Source organism: Salinicola endophyticus (assembly GCF_040536835.1).
GTDB classification, from domain to species: domain Bacteria; phylum Pseudomonadota; class Gammaproteobacteria; order Pseudomonadales; family Halomonadaceae; genus Salinicola; species Salinicola endophyticus_A.
This window is the reverse complement of sequence record NZ_CP159578.1, coordinates 3,325,488-3,348,534: the sequence shown is the minus strand read 5'-3', so window position 1 is coordinate 3,348,534 and position 23,047 is coordinate 3,325,488. Positions and strand designations below refer to the sequence as shown.

The 23,047-nt window shown below is 63.1% G+C and carries 22 protein-coding genes; 12 read left to right on the top strand and 10 right to left on the bottom strand.

Annotated elements, in window-relative coordinates; genetic code table 11:
* Positions 1–12: 12 nt before the first annotated feature.
* Together ABV408_RS15210 and ABV408_RS15205 are read right to left on the bottom strand one after the other, a co-directional pair.
* Positions 13–225 carry a hypothetical protein gene (locus ABV408_RS15210; protein ID WP_353979744.1) on the bottom strand — a complete coding sequence of 71 codons (213 nt, stop codon included), beginning with the start codon at positions 223–225 and terminating at the stop codon, positions 13–15.
* Positions 226–364: 139 nt separating this feature from the next.
* Positions 365–1,237 (bottom strand): SDR family NAD(P)-dependent oxidoreductase, encoded by an 873-nt coding sequence (locus tag ABV408_RS15205; protein ID WP_353979743.1) that lies wholly within the window; start codon positions 1,235–1,237, stop codon positions 365–367.
* A 157-nt stretch (positions 1,238–1,394) separates the two neighbouring features.
* On the opposite strand from ABV408_RS15205, the gene ABV408_RS15200 reads away from it, so the two are divergent.
* Positions 1,395–2,273, top strand: a complete 879-nt coding sequence (locus ABV408_RS15200; RefSeq protein ID WP_353979742.1) for a LysR family transcriptional regulator — start codon at positions 1,395–1,397, stop codon at positions 2,271–2,273.
* Positions 2,274–2,347: 74 nt separating this feature from the next.
* On the top strand, positions 2,348–3,580 hold the full coding sequence (gene nosP, locus ABV408_RS15195; RefSeq protein WP_353979741.1) for a nitric oxide-sensing protein NosP: 1,233 nt from the start codon (positions 2,348–2,350) through the stop codon (positions 3,578–3,580).
* A 79-nt stretch (positions 3,581–3,659) separates the two neighbouring features.
* On the opposite strand, the gene ABV408_RS15190 is transcribed toward nosP, so the two are convergent.
* Positions 3,660–4,391 (bottom strand): SDR family oxidoreductase, encoded by a 732-nt coding sequence (locus ABV408_RS15190; protein ID WP_353979740.1) that lies wholly within the window; start codon positions 4,389–4,391, stop codon positions 3,660–3,662.
* Between the two features lie 127 nt (positions 4,392–4,518).
* On the opposite strand from ABV408_RS15190, the gene ABV408_RS15185 reads away from it, so the two are divergent.
* Both ABV408_RS15185 and ABV408_RS15180 read left to right on the top strand, forming a co-directional pair.
* Positions 4,519–5,403, top strand: coding sequence for a LysR family transcriptional regulator (locus ABV408_RS15185; RefSeq protein ID WP_353979739.1), 885 nt, complete (start codon positions 4,519–4,521; stop codon positions 5,401–5,403).
* Between the two features lie 22 nt (positions 5,404–5,425).
* A complete protein-coding gene (locus ABV408_RS15180) occupies positions 5,426–6,880 on the top strand; it encodes a hybrid sensor histidine kinase/response regulator (RefSeq protein ID WP_353979738.1) in 1,455 nt (484 codons plus the stop codon).
* On the opposite strand, the gene ABV408_RS15175 is transcribed toward ABV408_RS15180, so the two are convergent.
* Complete coding sequence (locus ABV408_RS15175; protein WP_353979737.1) at positions 6,877–7,623, bottom strand: response regulator transcription factor; 747 nt, start codon at positions 7,621–7,623, stop codon at positions 6,877–6,879. The genes ABV408_RS15180 and ABV408_RS15175 overlap by 4 nt on opposite strands.
* 132 nt (positions 7,624–7,755) lie before the next feature.
* Between ABV408_RS15175 and ABV408_RS15170 the strand changes: the two genes are divergently transcribed.
* A complete protein-coding gene (locus ABV408_RS15170; protein WP_353979736.1) occupies positions 7,756–9,276 on the top strand; it encodes an aldehyde dehydrogenase family protein in 1,521 nt (506 codons plus the stop codon).
* Between the two features lie 104 nt (positions 9,277–9,380).
* On the top strand, positions 9,381–10,409 hold the full coding sequence (adhP, locus tag ABV408_RS15165) for an alcohol dehydrogenase AdhP (protein WP_353979735.1): 1,029 nt from the start codon (positions 9,381–9,383) through the stop codon (positions 10,407–10,409).
* A gap of 140 nt (positions 10,410–10,549) precedes the next feature.
* Here adhP and ABV408_RS15160 read toward each other — a convergent pair whose 3' ends face one another.
* Positions 10,550–11,242: a TetR/AcrR family transcriptional regulator C-terminal domain-containing protein gene (locus ABV408_RS15160; RefSeq protein ID WP_353979734.1), complete on the bottom strand. Its 693-nt coding sequence runs from the start codon at positions 11,240–11,242 to the stop codon at positions 10,550–10,552.
* Positions 11,243–11,671: 429 nt separating this feature from the next.
* Here ABV408_RS15160 and ABV408_RS15155 point away from each other — a divergent pair, with 429 nt between their 5' ends.
* On the top strand, positions 11,672–12,658 hold the full coding sequence (locus tag ABV408_RS15155) for an oxygenase MpaB family protein (protein WP_353979733.1): 987 nt from the start codon (positions 11,672–11,674) through the stop codon (positions 12,656–12,658).
* Between the two features lie 253 nt (positions 12,659–12,911).
* On the opposite strand, the gene ABV408_RS15150 is transcribed toward ABV408_RS15155, so the two are convergent.
* From ABV408_RS15150 to ABV408_RS15140, 3 genes are all read right to left on the bottom strand, one after another.
* Complete coding sequence (locus tag ABV408_RS15150; protein ID WP_353979732.1) at positions 12,912–14,354, bottom strand: aldehyde dehydrogenase family protein; 1,443 nt, start codon at positions 14,352–14,354, stop codon at positions 12,912–12,914.
* 88 nt (positions 14,355–14,442) lie between these two features.
* Positions 14,443–14,610, bottom strand: a complete 168-nt coding sequence (locus ABV408_RS15145) for a rubredoxin (protein ID WP_353979731.1) — start codon at positions 14,608–14,610, stop codon at positions 14,443–14,445.
* Between the two features lie 52 nt (positions 14,611–14,662).
* A complete protein-coding gene (locus ABV408_RS15140) occupies positions 14,663–16,135 on the bottom strand; it encodes a carbohydrate porin (RefSeq protein WP_353979730.1) in 1,473 nt (490 codons plus the stop codon).
* A gap of 1,410 nt (positions 16,136–17,545) precedes the next feature.
* Here ABV408_RS15140 and ABV408_RS15135 point away from each other — a divergent pair.
* From ABV408_RS15135 to ABV408_RS15120, 4 genes are all read left to right on the top strand, one after another.
* Positions 17,546–18,529 (top strand): DUF1852 domain-containing protein, encoded by a 984-nt coding sequence (locus tag ABV408_RS15135; protein WP_353979729.1) that lies wholly within the window; start codon positions 17,546–17,548, stop codon positions 18,527–18,529.
* 99 nt (positions 18,530–18,628) lie between these two features.
* Entirely contained in the window at positions 18,629–19,657 is a 1,029-nt protein-coding gene (locus ABV408_RS15130) for a methionine synthase (RefSeq protein ID WP_353979728.1), read from the top strand.
* Positions 19,658–19,778: 121 nt separating this feature from the next.
* Positions 19,779–20,255, top strand: coding sequence for an NYN domain-containing protein (locus tag ABV408_RS15125; RefSeq protein ID WP_110714640.1), 477 nt, complete (start codon positions 19,779–19,781; stop codon positions 20,253–20,255).
* A gap of 373 nt (positions 20,256–20,628) precedes the next feature.
* Entirely contained in the window at positions 20,629–20,964 is a 336-nt protein-coding gene (locus tag ABV408_RS15120) for a hypothetical protein (RefSeq protein ID WP_353979727.1), read from the top strand.
* A 39-nt stretch (positions 20,965–21,003) separates the two neighbouring features.
* Here ABV408_RS15120 and ABV408_RS15115 read toward each other — a convergent pair whose 3' ends face one another.
* Positions 21,004–21,888 carry a LysR family transcriptional regulator gene (locus ABV408_RS15115; RefSeq protein ID WP_353979726.1) on the bottom strand — a complete coding sequence of 295 codons (885 nt, stop codon included), beginning with the start codon at positions 21,886–21,888 and terminating at the stop codon, positions 21,004–21,006.
* A 119-nt stretch (positions 21,889–22,007) separates the two neighbouring features.
* Between ABV408_RS15115 and gstA the strand changes: the two genes are divergently transcribed.
* The gene (gene gstA / locus ABV408_RS15110) at positions 22,008–22,622 is read left to right on the top strand and encodes a glutathione transferase GstA (RefSeq protein WP_353979725.1); all 615 of its coding nucleotides are present in this window, start codon (positions 22,008–22,010) and stop codon (positions 22,620–22,622) included.
* A gap of 47 nt (positions 22,623–22,669) precedes the next feature.
* Here the strand turns inward: gstA and ABV408_RS15105 are convergent, their stop codons facing one another.
* Positions 22,670–23,044 carry a GFA family protein gene (locus ABV408_RS15105; protein WP_353979724.1) on the bottom strand — a complete coding sequence of 125 codons (375 nt, stop codon included), beginning with the start codon at positions 23,042–23,044 and terminating at the stop codon, positions 22,670–22,672.
* Positions 23,045–23,047: the final 3 nt, after the last annotated feature.

Below are 23,047 nucleotides of genomic sequence, written 5' to 3'. Positions count from 1 at the left end.
GCATCCCCGTGTCTACGACGACTGGGCGTCCTCATCGGCATGCGCGAGCGCGTTGTCCATCAGTTGAACGACATGCTGGTCGGCCAGGCTGTAGTAGAGGTGCCGCGCATCGCGGCGCCGCTTGACCAGTTGAGCGTTCAGCAGTGTCTGCAACCGGGCGGAAACCGTCGAGAGCTTGGCATCATCACCCACCAGCTCGCCGACGCAACGCTCGCCATCCTTCAAGCGATAGAGCAGATCCAGCCTGGCGGGATCACCCAGCGCCTTTAACAGCGCCGCACTGCGCGTCAGCTGATCGGCGGAGGGCAGCGTGGAGGAAATGGGCGATGCATGCTCATTGTCTGAATGCTCGCCCGAGTAGGGGCTAGCGAGCTTCGGGCGTCACGCAGGCGATTCGCGCCCAGGCCTCGGCGACCTCGTCCAGGGTGGTCGCCGGCACGCCACGTAGGTCACGCGGATAGTCGACTCCGTTGGCCTCGGTGGCGCGGGTGGCGTGAAACTGGCCGTTGGCCGCCCGCAGAATCCACCCGCCTGAGTGACAGCGGGAAGAGGCGAGAAAGGCGACCCCCGGCGCCACGGCGGCGGGCTTCAGCTCTTGCGGCTCCTCCTCGACGCCCCACATGCGCGTCTTGGCGATCGGCGAGACCGCATTGACCACGATGCCGTGATCCGCGCCCTCGGCGGCCAGCACGTTCACGATGCCGACTGCGGCCATCTTCGCCGCAGCGTAGGCGGCGAGCCCCCGGTGGACGTACTGCGGAAAAAGCGCGCGGTCAGAGGTGGTCAGGACGATACGCCCGTGGCCCGCTGCACGCAGGCTGGGCCAGGCGGCCTGGGCCAGCCATAGCGGCGCGCCGGCCATCACCGCCATGGCGTGCTCGAACGATGACGCTTGGATCGCCTCGATCCGTTCGTAGGCCACCCAGCCGGCGTTGTGGATGAGAGCATCCAGGCGGCCACGTACCCCGAGGCATGCAGTCACCAGCGCATGACACTGCTCGCGGGTCTCGATGGGGGCGTCAAAAGGATGCGCTTCGATGCCTTCATCGCGCAGGCGCTGCGCCGCGGCGCGGGCGACGTCAGGGTCGAGCCCGTTGCCGCTGTCATCGGCGCCCACGTCATGCAGCAGAATCGTCGCGCCGAGCGTGCCGATCAGGCGGGCATAGGCCAGCCCCAGGCCGCGCCCGGCCCCGGTGATGAGCACGACCTGATCTTGAAAAACAGGTGTCTGAGCCATGGCTTCCTCCTGTGGGCATGAACCCTAGAGACATGAGTACTAGAGATATGAGAACGAGAGAGGGAAGCATGAGAGGGGCGTTATAATAGTGCCAATATCTTTGTAGAGCGGTTTTGATATGGCTTTCGTATCAAATGCGGTGGCGTCGGGGCGGGGCATGGTCGACCTGCGCAAGATGGCGCAGTTCGTCGCCGTGGCCGAGGAGCAGCATTTTCATCGAGCCGCCGAGCGGCTCGGCATGTCCCAACCGCCTCTGACCGTGGCGATGCGCAGGCTCGAGGAGGAGCTTGGCGTTCAGCTTCTGGAGCGGGGCGGTAAACGCGTGCTGGGGCTGACGGCAGCAGGGGGGGTCTTTCTGCGCGAGGCCCGGGAGACCCTGCGTCAGGCTGATCTATCGGTTCAGGCCGCACGTGATACCGCCGCGGGCTGCCTTGGCCATGTGCGTCTGGGTTATGTCGGCAGCGCGCTCTACGGCCGCCTGCCCGATACGATCCGCGATTTTCGAACCGCGAAGCCGAGGGTGGATCTCGAACTGCGGGAGGCGACGACCGCCGCACAGCTGGCCGCGCTGCGCGAAGGGCGGCTCGATGTCGGCGTGGTCATCCCGCCACTCGGCGAACATACCGACCTTGCGTTGTACCCCTTCGATCAGGATCGGCTGTGCATTGCGCTCGCCCGGGATCATGCCCTGGCCGCGAAGCGGGAACTCACCGTCGCCGATCTCGCCGATGACGCCTTCATCATGTGGCCGATGCACGAGGGGCGCGGGTTTCACCTCCAGGTGGTTCGGCTCTGCGCCAACGCCGGCTTCGTGCCCCAGGTGGTACAGGAAGCGCACGGCATGCATGCGGTGCTCTCGCTGGTCGCCGTGGGGGCGGGAGTGGCGATCGTGCCCGAGAGCATGCAGACCTTCAGGCAGGATCACATCATATATCGTGCCATCGACGCACCCGATGCGGCCTTCACGCTGGCGCTGGCGGTGGCGGCGAATGCGCCGTGCGTCGCCGAGTTCGTGGCCATGGCGACTGGTCGCTGACAAGGCGCCCCATTGTGGGCCCGCGCCTGCGCGGCCTACACTGCCAGCATCACTCCTTGTGCAGGTTCGCCGTCATGCTCGATGCGCCGACGCCGCCTTCGGTGACCCGCCCGGCAGGCGCCTCTTCGCCCGCCGCGGTGCTGCCCACCGCCTGTAGCCATGAGCCGGACCCGGCGCGCGCCGCGCGTGAACTGGCGCAGGCGTTGGCGGAACCGCTGGCAGGGGCGCACCTGGGCGCGGTGCTGTTCTTCTGCAGCGCCGAGTACCCGCTGGCGGCCCTCGGCGAGGCGCTGACCGCCGCTTTCGAGGGGGTGCCGGTCAGTGGCTGCACCACCGCCGGGGAGATCACGCCGAACGGTTACGCCCGCGGCGGCATCGTGGCGATCGGCTTTCCCCGGGCGCATTTTGCCGTGTCGACCGCGCTGATCGACGATCTGGCGCACTTCGATCTGATCCGCGCTCAGCGCCTCACCGATACCTTGCTCAATGAGTGCCGCCATCAGGCGCTAGCGCCAATCGCCGGGCACAGCTTCGCGCTGACCCTGCTCGATGGTTTGTCGAGCAGTGAAGAGCAGGTGCTGGCCACGTTGGATGCGGCGCTGGGCAGCATCCCCAGCTTCGGCGGTTCGGCCGGCGACGACAATCGTCTGGCGCATACCCACGTCTTCCACCAGGGGCGCTTTCACGATCAGGCGGCGGTGGTGGTGATGGTCAATACGCCGCTGCCGTTCGAGGTGTTCAGCACCCACCATCTGCGGCCGCGGGGCGAGAAGCTGGTGGTCACCGCCGCCGACCGCCAGCGGCGCACCGTGTTCGAACTCAACGCCGCGCCCGCCGCCGAGGAGTATGCGCGGCTGGTGGGGCGCCCGGTCGAGGCACTCGACGAGACCGACTTCGCCCGCCATCCGCTGGCGGTGCGTATCGGCGAGGCGCACTACGTGCGTTCGATCCAGCGCGTCAATCCCGATGGCAGCCTGACCTTCTACTGCGCGGTGGAGAACGGCATCGTGCTCACCGCGATGACCCCGGCGCCGATTCTCGACGACCTCGAGACAGTGTTCGCCGGGCTGGAAGCGCGCCTGGGGCCGCCGGCGCTGGTGATCGGCTGCGACTGCTTCCTGCGCCGCCTGGAGATCGAGGCGCTGGAGAGGGTCGCGGCGGCGGAAGACGTGTTGCGGCGCCATCGCACGGTCGGCTTCAACACCTATGGAGAGCAGCACCATGGGATGCACATCAACCAGACCTTCACCGGCGTGGCTATTGGACGCCCCGAGGGCAGAGACGGCGGAACCGGCGAGCGAGCGTGAGCGCCCACTCGCCGAATCGCTATGGCGTCATGCTCGCCGGGTTCCCAGAGCGTCACGGCGAGTGCGCTCCGGGCTGGGCTTAGTTGGCCGAGGCGGTAGGGCGGATGGTGATTTCCGTGGTATCGACGCTCTCCGGGGCCTCGATCACCTGGCGCACCGCTCGTGCGATATCGACAGGCTTGAGCGCGACTTCACGATAGTGCGCAACGAGGTCTGCGGTGTCTTCGTGGGTGATGGTCGAGGCCAGATCGCTCTCGACCACGCCAGGGTTGACGCAGGTTACCCGCAGGTGGGGGCTCTCCTGGCGCAGCCCGTCGGATATCGCGCGCACCGCGAACTTGGTGGCGGAGTACACCGCCGAGGTGGGCATCACCTGCAGGGCGCCGATGGAGGCGATGTTGATGATCTGCCCAGCCTGCTGGCGCTCCATGGTCGGCAGCACCGCGCCGATGCCCCACAGCACGCCCTTGATGTTGACGTCGACCATGCGCTCCCACTCGTCCAGCTTGCAGGCGGCGAGCGGGGAAAGCGGCATGATGCCGGCATTGTTCACCAGCACATCGATACGCCCCCAGCGCGTCAGCGCGGCCTGGGCGAAGGCGGCCATGGCGTCGCGGTCGGTGACGTCCAGGGCATGAATCTCGACGCTGCCACCGTCGGCGCGGATCTCGGTGGCGATACGCTCCAGCGCGTCGAGACGGCGCGCACCGAGCATGACCTTGGCACCGGCGGCGGCCAGCTCGCGGGCGATACTCTCGCCGATACCGCCACTCGCGCCGGTGATGAGGATGACCTTGTCGAGGGTTTGCATGATGTGTGCTCTTTGGATGAAGAAGAAGCCCAGTGCTTCTTGCCTGCTGCACACGGTAAGCGGCGGCATCGTCAAAGAGAACTGGCTCTGGACTGGACCTGGTGGTTAGCATGATTTATCAATAGTCATGGACCTCAATCTCTTGACGCTTTTCGTCACCGTCGCCCAGACGGGTAACTTCCGTGCCGCCGCCGATCGTCTGGGGGTGACCCGCTCGGCGGTGAGCCAAGGCGTGCAGCGGCTCGAACGCCACCTCGGCCGGCCGCTGTTCCTGCGCACCACGCGCAGCGTGCGCCTGACCCAGGAGGGCGAGCAGTTCCTGGCGGCGGTCTCGGCGCCGTTCGATGAGCTCGGCGCGGCCATCGAATCGGCACGCGACCGGGAAGCGTCGCCCCGCGGCCAGCTGCGTATCACTGCGACCTCGATCGCCGAGCGCTTTCTCTCCGGCCCGCTGATCGCCAGCTTCGCCGAGGCCTATCCGGACATCACCCTGGACGTGACGGTGAGCGACGAGGAGTTCGATATCGTCGCCGCCGGCTACGATGCGGGCGTACGGCTGGGGGAAGTGATCGAAAAGGATATGGTCGCGGTGGCGCTGACCGGTGATCAGCGCCAGGTGGCGGTGGCCACGCCCGGCTATCTGGCCCGCCACGGCCCGCCGCGCCACCCGCGGGAGCTGACCCGCCATCGTTGCATCGGCTGGCGGCCACTGCCGGAGACCGCAGCGTATCGTTGGGAGTTCGAACGCGACGGGCAGGCGTTCGACGTCGCGGTCGAACCGCAGATCACCACCAACGACATGCAGTTGATGCTGCGTACCGCGCTGGCGGGCGGCGGCATCACCTTCGGCATGGAAGAGACCTTCAAGCCCTATCTCGACCGTGGCGAGCTGGTCTCGCTGCTCGATGAGTGGCTGCCGCCGTTCTCCGGCTTCTTTCTCTACTATCCCAGCCGTCGCTCGGTCACGCCCAAGCTACGCGCCCTGATCGAGCACAGCCGACACTTCCGCTGAGCAGACTATGGAGAGCCGCACCATGGGAAGCACATCGACCGGACCCTCACCGGGGTGGCTACTGGATGCCCCGAGTGCCGAGACGGCGGAACCGGCGAGCGAGCGTGAGCGCGCGCTGGCCGAGGAGAACGCCCGCCTGCGACGGACCTGCGCGGCGCTGATCGAGCGCGTGGAGTCGAGCGGGGTTGCCGGTGGTGCGCCCTATGCCGCCTTCGAGCACGCCGTGCTGCTGGCCGAGCAGGTGCGCGAGCGTACCGAGGCGCTGCACCGCACCCTCGACGAGCTGGGCCAGGTCAACGATCAGCTGCGCGACGAGATCGCCACCCGCGTGGCCGCCGAAGCGCGCCTGCGCGAGGCCAAGCGCGAGGCCGAGGCGGCCAACCTGTCGAAGACTCGCTTTCTGGCCGCGGTCAGCCACGACCTGTTGCAGCCGCTGAACGCCGCGCGGCTGTTCACCAGCGCGCTCGACGAGCACGAGGTGCCGGCGGCGTCCAAGCCGCTGGTCGGCCAGATCGGTCGCTCGCTCAAGGATGTCGAGGCGCTGCTGGGCACGCTGGTCGATATCTCACGGCTCGATGCCGGCGTGCTCAAGCCGGATATCGCCGCCTTCGGTGCCGATGAGCTGCTCGATACCCTGGCCGAGGAGTACCGCCAGGTGGCGCAATCCCAGGGGCTGACTCTGCACTATGTGCGTAGCACCGCGGTGGTCGACTCCGACCTGCAGCTGCTGGCGCGGGTGGTGCGCAACTTTCTCACCAACGCCATCCGCTACACCGCCACCGGGCATGTCCTGCTGGGCTGCCGGCGGCGCCACGACGGCCTGGAGATCGTGGTCGGCGACACCGGGCCGGGGATCGCCGACGATCAGCGCGAGGCGATCTTCCTCGAATTCCGGCGTGCGGCGGCGGGGCTCGACCGCGAACAGCGCGGCCTGGGGCTGGGGCTGGCGATCGTCGATCGTATCGCCGCGATGCTGGGCCACCCGATCACCCTGCGCTCGCGGCCGGGGCAGGGCTCGGCCTTCTCGGTTCGCGTGCCCTACGCCTGCCGTGCGCCACGCCCCGCGACCCCGGCGGAGGTCATGCCGGGCAATGACCAGCTCGCCGGGGCGAAGGTGTGGATCGTCGACGATGACCCGGCGGTGCTCGAAGGCATGCGCGCGCTGCTCTCGGGGTGGGGCTGTCGCATCGCGGGCGGGCTATCGCTGGCCGCACTGCGCGAGGCTGCCGCGGACCTGCCCAGGCCCGACCTGCTGGTGGTCGACTACCACCTCGACGCGGCGGACGACGACGGCCTGGCGGTGGCCGAACAGCTCCAGCGCGAACGGCCCGGCCTGCCGGTGCTGATGGTCACCGCCAATCACGATGCGGCGCTCAAGGCGCGGATTCGCGAGCGCGGCTACGCCTACCTGTTGAAGCCGGTCAAGCCGTTGCGCCTGAAGATGCTGCTGGTGTCGCTTCTTAGCCTCTCCGCTTAGCGCGGCGGAAACCGAGGATCGTCGAGATCCAGCGTCTGGGCGGTGATAATCGCCTGCACCCGGCTGTTCACCCCCAGCTTGCGCAGGATCGCCGAGACATGGCTCTTGACCGTGGTCTCGGCGATCGCCAGGTCGCGAGCGATCGCCTTGTTGGATTCCCCCCGGCTGAGACACGCCAGCACCTGCAACTGCTTGGCGGTGAGCTGGGAGATACCCTCGCTGAGGGGGTCGCCGTGGGCGGCCGCCGTTGACGCTGTAGCTCTGAGTGAGTGCGCGGCCCTCGTTGAAGGTGTGGTGGGCGCGGCGGACGTCGTGGCGTCAGTCGGCACGTGGCGGGCGGTGGGGCGGCGCAGGATATCCGCCGGCAGGTAGACCTGGCCTGCGAGAATCTGGCGCAGCGCCGCCAGCAGGTCGTCGCGCGGGGTCGACTTGGGCAGATAGCCCACCGCACCCAGCCCCAGCGCTTCGAGCACGATATCGCGGCTCTGCTCGGCGGAGAGGATCGCCACCGGCAGCCACGGCAGCGCCTCGCGCAGCCGGCGTAGGCCGGCCAGGCCCTCGCTGTCGGGCAGTGCCAGATCGAGCAGCAACAGGTCGAGCTCCTCCTGCGCCTCGGCCTGGGCGATCGCCTGGGCCAGGCTCGCGGCTTCCAGCACGCGGCTGTCGGGGAGGGCGGCGGCGATCGCACCGACCATGGCCTCACGGAACATCGGGTGATCGTCGGCAACCAGCAAGGTGTACATGGCGTCGGCTCCGGGGTGGCGTCTCCTCCCAAGGGAGGAGACGATTTCCTGCTTGAGGAGTATGTCGCAGCCTGGCGTCGTGACCAAGAATCGATCTGTGTCACGCATAACGATAACGCCAGGAGCACAGCCATGATTTACGCCAACCCCGGAAGCGACGGCGCCCTCGTCAGCTTCGACAAGCGTTACGGTAACTACATCGGCGGTGAGTTCGTCGCGCCGGTGAAGGGCCAGTACTTCGAGAATATCAGCCCCGTCACCGGCGAGGTGTTCTGCGAGATCCCGCGCTCCACCGCGGAGGATATCGAGAAGGCGCTGGACGCCGCCCACGCCGCCGCCCCGGCCTGGGGCAAGACCTCGGTCGCCGAGCGCAGCAACCTGCTGCTCAAGATCGCCGACCGTATCGAGCAGAATCTGGAGATGCTCGCCGTCGCCGAGACCTGGGACAACGGCAAGGCGGTGCGCGAGACGCTCAACGCCGACCTGCCGCTGGCGGTGGATCACTTCCGCTACTTCGCCGGCTGCATCCGTTCTCAGGAGGGCACCGCGGCCGATATCGACGCCAACACCGTGGCCTATCACTTCCACGAGCCGCTGGGCGTGGTAGGGCAGATCATCCCCTGGAACTTCCCCATCCTGATGGCGGTGTGGAAGCTCGCCCCGGCGCTGGCAGCGGGCAACTGCGTGGTGCTCAAGCCCGCCGAGCAGACCCCGGTCTCGATCCTCAAGGTGATGGAGCTGATCGGCGATCTGCTGCCGCCCGGCGTGGTCAACATCGTCAACGGCTACGGCGAAGAGGTCGGCCAGGCGCTGGCCACCAGCAAGCGTATCGCCAAGATCGCCTTCACCGGCTCGACCCCGGTCGGCTCGCACATCCTCAAGTGCGCCGCCGAGAACATCATCCCCTCCACCGTCGAACTCGGCGGCAAGTCGCCCAACGTCTACTTCGCCGACATCATGAACGCCGAGCCGGAGTTCATCGACAAGGCGGTCGAAGGGCTGGTGCTGGCCTTCCTCAACCAGGGTGAGGTGTGCACCTGTCCGTCACGGGCGCTGATCCAGGAGTCGATGTACGACGCCTTCATGGCCAAGGTGATCGAGCGCACCAAGGCGATCAAGCGCGGCAACCCGCTGGACACCGACGTCCAGGTGGGCGCCCAGGCCAGCCAGGAGCAGTACGACAAGATCCTCTCCTACATGGACGTGGCCCGCGAGGAGGGCGCCGAGTTCCTCACCGGCGGTGGCAAGGAGAGCCTGGAGGGCGCCTTCGGCCGGGGTTACTACATCCAGCCGACCCTGCTCAAGGGCAACAACAAGATGCGCGTCTTCCAGGAGGAGATCTTCGGCCCGGTGGTCGGCGTGACCACCTTCAAGGACGAAGCCGAGGCGCTGGCGATCGCCAACGACACCGAATTCGGTCTCGGTGCCGGGGTGTGGACCCGCGACATGAACGTCGCCTTCCGCATGGGCCGGGGCATTCAGGCCGGGCGCGTCTGGACCAACTGCTACCACCAGTACCCGGCGCATGCCGCCTTCGGTGGCTACAAGAAGTCCGGCATCGGCCGCGAGACCCACAAGATGGCGCTGGAGCATTACCAGCAGACCAAGAATCTGTTGGTGAGCTATGACATCAACCCGATGGGCTTCTTCTAGGCCGCCTGTCGCGATCCGCTCACCCTTGGCACGGCGCCGGCTCCCCGCCGGCGCTGTTCTTCAACAAGAAAACCTTTCCAACAAGAAAACCCAAGGAGCATGCCATGGATTCCACGATGCAAGCCGCCGTGGTTCGTGCCTTCGGCGAACCTCTGGTCATCGAAGAAGCGCCGGTGCCGCGTCCGGGCCCCGGTGAACTGCTGGTCAAGATCGCCGCTTCCGGCGTCTGTCATACCGACCTGCACGCCGCCCACGGCGACTGGCCGGTGAAGCCCGAACCACCGTTCATTCCCGGCCATGAAGGTGTTGGCCACGTGGTGGCGGTGGGCGCTGGGGTCACGCACGTCAAGGAGGGCGACCGGGTCGGCATCCCCTGGCTCTATTCCGCCTGCGGCCACTGCGAGCACTGTCTCGGCGGCTGGGAGACATTGTGCGAGTCCCAGCAGAATACCGGCTACTCGGTCAATGGCGGCTTCGCCGGCTATACGCTGGCCCAGGCCGACTATGTCGGTCGCATTCCCGATAACGTCGATTTCCTGGAAATCGCCCCGGTACTGTGTGCCGGCGTGACGGTCTACAAGGGGTTGAAGATGACCGATACCCGCCCGGGGCAGTGGGTGGCGATATCGGGCATCGGCGGCCTCGGCCACATGGCGGTGCAGTACGCCAAGGCGATGGGCCTCAACGTGGCCGCAGTGGATATCGACGACACCAAACTGGCGCTGGCCGAGCGGCTCGGCGCCACGGTCACCGTCAACGCCAAGCAGCATGACCCCGCCGCCTATCTCAAGCAGGCGATCGGCGGTGCCCACGGCGCGCTGGTCACGGCGGTCTCGCCCAAGGCCTTCGAGCAGGCGCTGGGCATGGTCCGCCGGGGTGGCACGGTGGCGCTCAACGGCCTGCCGCCGGGGGACTTTCCGCTGTCGATCTTCGACATGGTGCTCAACGGCACCACGGTGCGCGGGTCGATCGTCGGCACCCGGCTCGACCTGCAGGAGGCGCTGGACTTCGCCGGCGAGGGCAAGGTGAAGGCCACGGTGCATGCCGACAAGCTGGAGAACATCAACGCCGTCTTCGATCGCATGATCGCCGGGAAGATCGAAGGGCGGGTAGTGCTCGACATGACGAGTTGAATGCGTCAGCGAACGGCTGCTCGGGGCGTGCCAAGGCACGCCCTTTTTCGTGGGGACGTCTTTTTGCGCAGACACGCCTTTTGCTTAGGCGCGTTTTTGTGCCCAGGCACGTTGGCCTGACATGCCGGGGTATGCCGGTGCTATGTCCGATGGCGTGCCAGTATCTTCTCTGCGCCTTCGAGGATGAGCTCGATGCTGAAGTCGAGCTGCTCGGCACTGTAGGTATCGATATCAAGAGACGCGATCCGCTCGAGATTGGGAAAATCGTGGCTTTCCACCGCCCCGAGTGCGGATTTCAGGAGCTGTTTGCGCGTTCGGGTCGCTTCCTTGTGAGCCTGCGCCAGGTCGCGCGCATGCCCCAGACAAAGCGTTGCCAGCGCCGTTACCAGACGTATGGCCTCTTCGTCAGTGAAGCCAGCCATATCCAGCTGCTGGAACAGGCTCTCGACAGGTTGCAACGTCAAATCATTCGTGACGTCATTGAACCAGAGATAATCCACCAGCTCGGCGAGCGCCGCTGCACTTTCTGCCAGATCATGCGCATAAATCCGGCATGCCTCTCTCCAGCCCTCGGCCTCTGATACCCGGCTCTGTGAGATCTGCTTGGAAAATGCGTCATGCGCCAGCAGTTCGAAGAGCGATTGGCGGCCTTTGACGTGATAATGCAGTGCCTTGCGGTCCACGTTCAGGGTATCGGCGAGCGACTGCATGGAAAGTTTTTCCAACGGCAGCGTTCTTGCTGCGGCAATGATCTGGTCGACATCCAGCCCTGCTCGCTTGCCCGGGCGTCGTGCCCCACTCGCCTCTGTTTCCTCGCGCCCTGTTGCTTCCATGTGCTGTCTGACCGGTCGTGTTAAAGGCCTATCATCGCCTTTGCCATTCCAGCTTGGCAAGGCGACGGCGACAGCACTGACGCAGCGTTGGGTGCTGCCGGCGGCGTGAACTGAATACCGGCACCGAATTGGCTTGCCTCGGGTGGCCTGGGTCAACCCGGCCAGGCTCCGAAGGCACCCGTGCCCCTGCGATCCAGGCGCCGCACCGCGGGCACAGGCACCCTTCACTGACGCCCTTTGCAATGCCCAGCCGCCCCCTCCCAAAGGCTAAGTTGACACTGCTATGGGCAGGGTCTTAAATCATATTCCCACTCGGGAATATGGAGCATAGTCATGGCAACACGAGACACACAGGCCGCGTCTCATCCCAATGTCATCGTTAGCCGGGACCGGCTACGGGGAAAGGCGACCCGGTGGAGACGCCATGGGGTGCCTACCGTCGCCAGCGACGAGGATGCGGCACAGCGCGGCGTATTCGGCCCAGGCTCTCTGGCTTGGGATGTGCTTCTTCACCCCGCGGTCATCGTCTTTCAATCACCGGCACAGTTCATTCTGCAGCTCACGTACAAGCCCGTGGTCGCGGGTGTCAGGGACTGGGACCCGATTTCGAAGAAGGCGCATCGTGGCGAGCTGACGCTGTTCGACGTCTTCGATCGAGGCCAGAGAAACTCCGGCATCCACGCTCCCATGTGGCTGGGAGACAAGGACACGGCGGCCCGTGTCGCGGAGCACCTGATCCGCGTGCATGGGAAGGTCGCGGGTGATGTGATCGATGTCGGCACGCCCGAACTCGGCGGTTACGATGCCAACTCGCCGCGAGACTCCATGTGGGCGACGTTGACCGAAATGCATTCGATGCTTTGGGTCTACGAGCGTCTGGGTTTTCACGGCCTCAGGCTGCCGCGGCGGCTGAAGCCGGAACAGCGCGATCTCTATATCAAACAGGTCAGCGAGTACTCCCGGCTTTTCCCGCATGACGAAGACGAGCTGCCGCAATCGATGGATGACCTGCAAAAGCTCTATCGGAAGTATGATGATCTGTTCGGTGTCACCAAGACATTGTCGATCATTCCGGAAACAGGGCAGAACTTCCATCAGCTCTGGCAGGAGTCGATCAAGAAGAACTACCACCCGTCGCAGCGCAAGGTGAAGTTCCAGCTTTTCTTCCAGGAAGGACTGTTCAAGCTGCTCGCCATGGGGGCCGTCTCGGGTAAAGCGCGTAAAAACAGCGGCCTGACGCCACGACAGGAGAAAAAGGTACTGGCGGCTCGGGTGCTGCTGCTTCCTCTGGCCTGGTTGCTTCAGACGCGACCGGTCGAGCGTTACTTCATGCGTATGATGTGGGGCCCCGACGCGGTAGAACTGGTAGCACAAGCGCGCAAGCGTCACGCCGAAGCCAAAAGGAAAGGCGCCTGATAAGCCTGGCCTCTCTCCTGCAAGAAGCGCTATCAAGAATCTCCAGGAAACCGCTGATGTCAGCGGTTTCTTGCTTTCCTGGTGCCGGCTGGTTCCGTTTCCGCTTTCTCTTGCGTCATCGAATGAAAGAGGCGCACACCGCTATGCCACTCGATGTATCTATTGATTCGCTCGCCGACTTCCCATGCAAAACAATGCCGCTCTACCTATCACCGATAGATAGAGCGGCAGTCGTCAGGTCAGATTGCGTGTGTCAGTGAGTGATGCTTTTCTTGAATGCCGAGACGGCCGCGGCAACGGCACCATCGATACTGGCTTGGGCGTTGCTGTCGAGCATGGTGCCATCGACGAAGGCGTCGGCAGTTCCCTGTTCGCCCGTGCTATTGGCGACGGTGCGATAGTGAGTGAAGGTATCGAATCCGGCACGACCGTGATAGGCGCCGGATCCGGATCGGCCCACACCGCCAAAGGGAGCACCCGGCAGTGAGGCGTGGACGAAGCCATCGTTACGAGTGACGCCGCCACTGGTCGTCGCATCGAGGAAGCGGCGAAAATCCCTGCTGTCCTCACCATACCAATAGGCCGCCAGCGGTGCCGGGCGGGCATTGATATAACTGATCACCTCTGACAGGCCCTCGTAGCGCTTCAACACCAGGACAGGGCCAAAAATCTCCTCGCTGTTGATCTGGGCCGTTTCGGGCGTATCGATGAGTAGGGTCGGCGGAATTCTGCGTGTGGCGCTATCGGCCAAGGACGCGAGTTGCTCCGCTTCCAATGCGACGACCTTCTGGGCGCCCTTTGAAACGGCGTCATCGATCAGTGAGGTAATGCGCTCGACATTCTTGTCGTTGATGATGGGGATGATGGCGGGGTTGTTCAGAAGGTCGCCACTCAGGTTTTGCAGCACTGCCTTCAGGGCGTCCACGAAGGCATCAAACCTTTTCTCCGGCACGAAAACGTAGTCCGGGCATAGACATACCTGCCCGCCATTCAAGAGGCGGCTCGAGGCAACTCTCTTGGCGGCAAGGTCGATGTCGGCATCGTCGGCAATGACGACCGGGTTCTTGCCGCCGAGCTCCAGGGTGACAGGAACCAGATTCTTACCAGCGCTTTGAGCGACCAGTTCGCCGATAGCTGGCGATCCCGTGAAAAACAGATGATCCAGCGCTAGCGTCGAGAAGGCCTGGGCAGTGCCGAGATCGCCATTGAAGACACAGACTTCGCTTTCATCGAACCGTTCGCTGAATATCTCTCGCAACAGCTTTCCGGTCCGCTGGTGGTGTTCGGGAAAGTTCAGCATGACCCGGTTACCCGCTGCCAGCGCCAGCATCGCTGGCTGGAAGGTCAGTGTCAGCGGAAAGTTCCAAGCCCCCATGATACCGACAACGCCCTTGGGTTTGGCTTGTACGAAACCACCAGGCACTTCGCGGGGTTCCATCCACTGCGGCAAATTGGTCAGTGCCTGCTCGATATCTTCGACCCAGTTTAGCCCATCGAAGGCTTTGGAGACTACCGGCGGGCGCGATCCGAAGTCGGAGGAGAGGGCGTCTGCCAGGGCGTCCATGTTCTCCAGCAGCGCTAGCGCCATCCGGCTGACGCGGGAGCGTCGCTGTGCGACACTCCCGCCTCCATAGTGAAGGAAGTCTGCGCGCTGCAGGTCCAGCACCCGTTGCAGTTCATGACGGTCGTAGCTCATTGCATTTACCTCGTGCCTTGCTGAAAGTATTTCAGCGATAGAAAACAGATGGATCGTCAGCGGAGCGCGGCCATGAATGCCGTGCTATTTACACCTCCACCATTTCAAATTCGGATTTGGCCATGCCACAATCAGGGCATACCCAATCTTCCGGAATCTCATCCCAGGCGGTACCTGGTGCAATTCCCTCCTCAGGGAGTCCTGCCGCCTCGGAATACTCGAATCCGCATACGGTACATCTCCAGACTCTGTTCATTCCGGGTGCCTCCTGGGTGTTGTCCAAGCTTGGGTGAATGGCCCTGGCGCTATTAGAAGAATAGGTTGAGGCCGAAACTGAGGTTCAGCGCATCGTCTTTCGTCGGGGCGAAGCTGGGGTTCGAAACGTGACTAAGCGCCGTGCTCAAGTAAGCCCCCGAGTAAATTCGTGTCATATAAGACACTGTGGCAGCATCCGAATGGTGCGCGGTGTCGATCGACATGGCGGCATAAGCGTCCCTCGCTTCCGGACTGAACTTGGTCCGGTTGATATTGAAGGACAACATGTCGTATGGGCGCGAAGGTATGATGCCGCGCTTGTACAGGCGAGCTTCCAGATACTCGGTGAAAAGGTTCCTGTCGGAAGGCGCATAGTTGTAACTGCCGCCAAGAATCCACCCCTGACCGTGCGTCTGGGTATCGCCGGGCGATGTCAGCTGTACGTCTGCGGCGACATAGTAGGCGTAATTGCCATTACTCTTGCCGTCGCCATCCATTTCAGCGTAATCGGAAGAGTTATGAATCGCGCCGGCGCGCAGCCACATGTAGCGTGTAGCGGCCGAAGGCTTTCTCTTTAGGCCGATCTCATCGATGAACAATGTTCCGGCGCTGGGTGTGCGCCAGCGGAACCCATGCGAATTGTTGTCGGCTTCCACTTCCGGGCCCTCCGGTGACATGCTCCGTTGGACACCCAGTTTGTTGTAGAAGCCATTGTCGGCGTTGAATGTGAGATTGATGCCGGGTGAGGAAAACGGCAGTCGGCTGAGACCGACCTGGAAGGGGATCACGGAATTGATGCCCTGCGTTCCCCCTGCTAATGAGCCGCCGGTGTAAATGCCAATGTACTCGAGCGCATTACTCAGGTAACCCGCCTTCATTTCCCATTGTTTCTGATTGAATGACTGGTAGTAGGCGAGTCGACTCAAGCTGGCCGTCGCACGCGGCCCCTGGGGCTGCCAGTTCGTCGAGGTGTTGACGACGGCGAAAATGAGCTGCTTTTGATCCACGCCTTCCTGATCGAAGTTGTAAGTCACCAGAGCCTGTTCGGTCGACATGCCCGTCAGCTTTTCACCATTGTAGGTCTGTTTGCCATGAAAGCTGGGGGAGCGCAGATTGTAGGTGAGGCTGTTCAGGCTGAGGAGCTGGAGACCGATGTTATGCTCGGCGAGTTGACTGCGCACGCCCCCCGCGTCTTGCAGGATCGTGTCTCTGGACGTCGGCATTTTGACGAGGAGACCCTGCTCCATGTACTCGTCGAACTTGTCGAAACTGGGCCCCGATAAAGGTGCGAAAACATTGGTTTTCGTGCCCTGTTGCCCATTCTCGTAGTCATTCCCGGCCGCGCTGGCAGGATTGTAGAAACTTTGGAGTGCCAGCGCGGCGGTGATGGCAATGCCTATCGAGACATGTCGGCAGGCATGGGCCGATACGGTATTGCGTGTGCCGTGGGCATCGCTGCGCTGGCAATATTTACGGTCGTTCTGGGCGCCCGTGAGGCGCTTTTCAAGCTTGGCGTGGCGGCTCATTTTAATTGTTAGCCCTCCGGGGCTTCGTATTGTGCTTGCTATTATGTGTGGTGCCTTTTTCTGATCGTGGTAGGACACCTCTGCCCACGTCTTTCAGTCGTTGATGATTCTGTATTTCGCGGTTACCCAAGGTCTCGCTGATACGGCTGTCTACGCTATGTGGCGGACGATGTCGTGACATCGAGTGGAGCACCTGCTGGCGTCGGTCACTCTCGAATGATGAACCGTGCTTGCCGGTGTCTCATCTCCGGTTCGTACATCACTAATATTGTCGCGTGAGCGATGGGGGCGGCTGGGGTAGACAGGAGTGCGGACGAGGGGTTGGACTAAAGTGTGATTCACCATGGCGAATGGTGGATGCCTGCTTTAGTGATCCGAGCCAGCGGGTGCCAGGTAGTCTCGCCCGCCGCGGCATGACGCGTATAACCCCGGATAGTCGTGTCATCGCGTTGCTCATGGCTATCTCCCCACATCTCTATTCCCGGCCGGGAATACCGAGTTTCTGAAGCCTATGGCACACTTTTTTTGTTGTCAAGCGCGTTCGCGGAAGGCGTATAAGACCATCGGGTTATTGACGAAAATCTTCTGATGTATTTTCAGTTTTCGATTCCCAGTACAACAAGGGGGAAGGCTGTCGACGCCTGTCCAGGGCGAGCCTTGGACGATCAGTGATGGATAACTGACTACATGAATTCCGGTGCATGATCTCTGCATTTGGTAGAAAAATGTAGGCTCGATTCTCGCTATATTGTTGATTGGTCAGATGCGTTATTGGTCTTTTAATGCATCGATTGAAACCGAAACATTCTCGATTGTTCTACTGACTTTGGTGCTCGAATCTTTGCGATGGGTGTGGGGTGGATCCAGGAATTTTTCCGGATATTTCGGGGATGCATGTGGGCCATGACTGTCATTGTGAAGGGAGCTGTCGCTAGGTTCGTCTACGAAAATGGCGCGGGTAGCTTTAGCCCTTGGTGTCGTGACGGCTGAATTTGACGCCGTGATGGCTGATTTCCGAAGGTGGGTTATTCGATGCGAGCAGCGGGGGGAGGTCCCACATCGGCGGGGAGCTGGCGACAGGCCTGCTGGCTTTTGGCTCATCGGGGGCTCGCACAGGGGGCACCTTGGTCGCCCGGCCAGATCTCGTGCCCTTCATGAGTGTGATTCATCTTGAGCTGAATTCTTATCGCTTTTCATGCATCCAGCCGCTCTGGCATAAATAGCACATCCGCTTCGACGGCAGTCGCCCAGGTGCCTGTCGCCGATACGCCAGACAGGGTATTCGCCAATCCGTATTGGCAACCCGTACTGAGAACCACGTGCTGGCCAACTGCGTTGATGGACGCTGGGCCTTCTCAGGGCGCCAGCGGCTCTCTCGACCAACATCTCGACCAACAGGGTGCTTTCGCGATGAGTCACGATTTCACATTCGATATCAAGAGCGTGCGGTTCGACGAAAACTATCGCCCGGCCGAGAACACGCGCACCACCACCAACTTCGCCAACCTGGCGCGAGGGGAGCGGCGCGAGGAGAATCTGCGCAATGCGCTGACGATGATCGACAACCGCTTCAATGCCCTGGCGCATTGGGACAACCCCAGGGCGGATCGCTACGCCGTCGAGCTCGACATCATTACCGGTGAGCTGAGCGTGGGGGCCGAGAACGAGGACGACACCTTCCCGGCGATCGAAATGCTCAAGACGACGATCATCGACAAGCACACCGGCAAGCGTATTCCGGGCATGGTGGGGAACAACTTCTCCTCCTATGTGCGCGACTACGACTTCAGCGTGTGGCTGTCGGAGCACAACCGCGATCGTTCCGAGTTCGGCATCCCCGAGGGCTTCGGTGATCTGCACGGCAAGCTGTTCAAGCGCTTCGTCGACTCCGACGCCTACCGGGCTTCCTTCAGCAAGGCGCCGGTCATCTGCCTCAGCGTCTCCAGCAGCAAGGTCTATCGCCAGACCGACAATCGCCACCCGGTGCTGGGCGTGGAGTATGAAAACGACGACTCCTCGCTGACGGACTTCTACTTCGGCAAGATGGGGCTCGAGGTGCGCTACTTCATGCCGCCGCAGGCCGTCGCGCCGCTGGCGTTCTACTTTTCCGGTGATCTGCTGGCCGACTACAGCGATCTCGAACTGATCAGCGCCATCAGCACCATGGAGACGTTCCAGAAGATCTACCGCCCCGAGATCTACAACGCCAACTCGGTCGCCGGCAAGATCTACCAGCCGAGCCTGGAGCATCAGGACTACTCGCTGACGCGCATCGTCTACGACCGTGAAGAGCGCAGCCAGCTCGCCGTCGAGCAGGGCAAGTTCACCGAGCGGCACTTCATCAAGCCCTACCGCCAGGTGCTCGAGCAGTGGTCGGCCAGCTACTCTTTTTGACCGACCCGTGCCAATGGGTCGATCCGTTTCAGCGACGTTTTTTGATCAGCCCGTTACAACCACATTCTTTGCTCAACCCGTTATGAAGGTCATTTTTGCATGAAGACTCTGTTGCCCACATCGACCGCCGGTAGCCTGCCCAAGCCCGCCTGGCTGGCCCAGCCCGAGACGCTCTGGTCGCCGTGGAAACTGCAGGACGAGGAGCTGGCCGAGGGCAAGCGGGACGCACTGCGGGTCTCCCTGCACGACCAGCAGCGGGCGGGTATCGATATCGTCAGTGACGGCGAGCAGACTCGCCAGCACTTCGTCACCACCTTCATCGAGCACTTGAGCGGCGTCGATTTCGAGCAGCGCGAGATCGTCAAGATCCGCGACCGCTACGACGCCAGCGTGCCTTCGGTGGTCGGCCCCGTGGCGCGTGAGAAGCCGGTCTTCGTCGAGGATGCCAAGTTCCTGCGCCAGCAGACCGACCAGCCGATCAAATGGGCGCTGCCCGGGCCTATGACCATGGTCGATACGCTCTATGATGGCCACTACAAGAGTCGCGAAAAGCTGGCCTGGGAGTTCGCCAAGATCCTCAACCAGGAAGCCCGCGACCTGGCGGCGGCCGGCGTGGATATCATTCAGTTCGATGAGCCCGCCTTCAACGTCTTCTTCGACGAGGTGAACGACTGGGGCATCGCCGCTCTGGAGAAAGCCATCGAAGGGGTCGAGTGCGAGACCGGCGTGCATATCTGCTACGGCTACGGCATCAAGGCCAACACCGATTGGAAGAAGACCCTGGGGTCGGAGTGGCGCCAGTACGAAGAGATCTTCCCCAAGCTGCAGGCGTCGAATATCGATATCGTCTCGCTGGAGTGCCAGAACTCCCACGTGCCGATGGAGCTGATCGAGCTGATCCGGGGCAAGAAGGTGATGGTCGGGGCTATCGACGTGGCCACCAACACCATCGAGACACCGGAAGAGGTCGCCGCGACCCTGCGCAAGGCGCTGCAGTTCGTCGATGCCGACAAGCTCTACCCCTGCACCAACTGCGGCATGACGCCCTTGTCTCGCCAGGTCGCGCAGGGCAAGCTGAAGGCTTTGAGCGCTGGTGCGGCGATCGTGCGCCAGGAACTCGCCCGCTAGCTTCGGCCGCTACAGCGAGTTCGACGTCGGTGAGCCATTAACGGCTCACCGACGCGTCTTGGTTCGCTGGAGGGTGTAAGAAAAGGCGCCGGCGCTCGGCCACCTCTGGAAATGCCGCCCCATGACCACGGTCGCGATCTTCGTCGACACCCAGAACGTCTACTACACCACCCGCGACGCCTACGCCAAGCAGTTCGACTATCGCCGCTTCTGGGCGCGGGCGACGGCGGGCCGCGAGGTGCTGACCGCGCGCTGCTACGCCACCGACCGCGGCGATCCCAAGCAGCGCGGCTTTCAGAACACCCTGCGCAGCATCGGCTTCGAAGTGAAGCTGAAGCCGTTCATTCAGCGCGCGGACGGCTCCGCCAAGGGCGACTGGGACGTGGGCATCACCCTCGATGCCATCGAGTACGCGGCCCGGGCGGACGTGGTGGTGCTGGTCTCCGGTGACGGTGATTTCGACCTGCTGGCGCGCAAGATCCGCGAGGTCCACGGCAAGCGGGTCGAGGTCTACGGTGTGCCCAAGCTCACCGCGCACTCGCTCATCAACGCAGCGAGTCAGTTCATCCCCATCGAGGGCGATCTGCTGCTGGGGTGATTCCCCTGATGGCCTGGCCTCCATGGCCTGCTGTCGTCTGTCGCCACCGCACTCATCTGCGACCGCCTAGGTGCTGTCTGAAAAGTCGACGAGCGAAGGCAAGGCCGGGGCGCGCAGCTAAGGCAAAAATCGGCGAAAACGGACCGGGCTGGCGCTCCAGTTTACGGGGTGTAAATGAGCATTTTTGACCGGGCTGGCGCTCCAGTCGATTTTTAACGCCGCATGGGCGAGCGCAGTACTTTTCAGACAGTGCCTAGCGAGCCTCTGGGCACCCTGTGTCTTGCGCTGGGGCCCGCCGCCGCAGCCACAGGCTGAGTCCCAGACCCAGCAGAGCGACCAGGCCGGCGGCAAAGGATAGCGTGTCGACGGGCATGTGCAGTGCCAGGGCAAGCCCGCCGAGCGAGGCGCCGCGCATGCTCTCCAGTTTTCGCCGCGACCATGCGCAGGCGGGGAACTATCCCGCCATTGGCCAACTGGTCAGCGAACTCGCCCGCACTCACCCGAATTTCGCCAGTGGTGGCGCCGGCACGAGGTGGATGCCCCGTGTCAGGGCGTGCGTGCTCTCGATCTCCCCGATCTCGGCGAGATCGATTTCGAGCACACCAGTCTGGTCGTCGACGAGAGCCGTCATCTGCGCCTGGTGATCTATGCGGTACGCGAAGGGGAGCCAAAGGCCGACGCCTTCGCAAGTTGGTTAGTAGAGGCTTAGCGCTGGTACCAAGTCTTTTGATGGCTCACGCGCTGTTGCTTACTTCTTGTGCTTCGCGTTTTCGACGTGCTGCCAGAACGTGTTCAACACAGGGGCATTTTCCACCGGGGCGGCCGCGACCAGCCCGAAACAGCGCTCTATTCTCGGCCGCAAGGGCTGTACGCGCAGGCCCTTTCTGTCTTCCGGCAGCACCGATTCAGGCACGATGGCGATGCCCATGTCTTCACGTACCAGGGCGCAAGCGCTGGCCCAATCTCGTACGCTCACGCGAACCTCACCGAACGTCAGACCTCTGGCTTCAGCCAGACTCTGACCGTTGACGCGGCAACCGCCGCTGGCATGGATGTACGGCTGTGTGACGAGTTCATCCAGCTCGACACCCTGCGTGCTGGCGCGCCGGGCAAGCGGATGTGACGAGGGTAGCAAGGCGACCCAGGCATCGCGGCCGAGTATCAGCGGGTGACGATCCGGTGTGGGGTTCAATACCACGCCCAGATCGATGTTGCGCCCGGCCAGCCAGGTTTCGACTTCCTCGTCGCTGCCTTCCAGCAGCACGATCTCGATCCCCGGGTGGCGCTGGCGGAAGGTCGAAAGCAGAGTGGGGAGCCAACGCGAGAGGATCGAGGGGAAGCTGCCCAGGCGAAGTCGACCGTTACCAAGACCCTTGCGTTCATCGGCGAGCGCACGAATGGCATTCAGACTGGTGAGCATGGCGCGTGCGTGCTCGACGACCGACGCGCCAAAGGCCGTCAGGATCACCTCACGACGCAGGCGAGTGAACAGCGGGGCGCCCAGGGTTTTCTCCAACTGGGCGATTGCCTGGCTGGCGGCGGACTGGGTCATGCCGACGCGTTCGGCACCTTGCGAAATCGTGCCGGTATCCGCTACGGCCACGATCAAGCGCCAATGGGTGAGATTCATCATGGTAGTAGTTTAGCTAATATCTGAACGATCAAATATCCATTTTACGGATACAAGAGCGAGACGCATCCTGATAACCCGATGGCCAATAACGGCATGTCGCTACTCTGGGAGACGTTTCGATGAAGCTCTATTACGCGCCTGCGACCTGCTCGCTTTCGCCGCACATCGTTTTGCGTGAGCTAGGTCTGTCATTCGAGCTGGTGCGCGTCGATAACCGTAAGAAAATGACCCAGGATGGTCGGGACTTCATGACCATCAATCCGAAGGGATACGTCGCGGCGCTGGAACTGGACGATGGCAAGATATTGACGGAAGGCCCGGCAATACTGCTGTATCTGATCGATATCTCTCCGCGCACGGATCTGGCGCCGCCGGCAGCGAGCTGGGAACGCTACCGGCTGCAGGAATGGCTGGCGTTCATCAACAGCGAGATCCATGCCGGTCTGGCGCCGCTGTTCGATGCCTCACTGCCCGCTGCGGCCGGCGAGCGCTTCCGCGCCAAGATACACAAGCGTTTCGACTACCTCGAGGGCGTGCTGGCGAGGCAGGATTACTTGATGGGAGAGCGCTTCGGCGTCGCGGATGCCTATCTCTATACGCTGCTCGGTTGGTGCCGTTTCTTCGAGATCGAGCTTGCACATTGGCCGGCGCTGAATGGCTACCGTGAGCGAATCGGCGAGAGACCTGCCGTGCGGGAGGCGCGAGACAGGGAGGAGAGCCGGCCGTTCGGTTGAAGCGAGCTCCAGTGTGTCGACGGCCCGGCATCGAGGGGGGCAGCTAACTACTCCTTGCGATCTCGGTCGAAGCGCGCCATGGCGGGAAAGGGCGGCAGCCAGCTTTCGCGTCGGATCGTCCATAGCTCATACGCCGGCGTGAATTGGTCGGGGTTGTCGAGCGCGCCCAGATGCAGCTCGATTTCGCCGTCGCTCACCGCAAAGACCGACGAACCACAGACCGGGCAGAAGTGGCGTCCCTGGTACTCACGTGGCTCGCCTTCGATAGTGACCGCCTCCGTGGGATAGTCGGCGGCTGCATAGAAGAGTGCGCCGTGATGCTTGCGGCAGTCCATGCAGTGGCAGATGCCGACCCGAAGTGGCTCGCCATGTGCCGTGACGCGGACGTTACCGCACAGACAGCCTCCAGTGACCTGATCCATTGT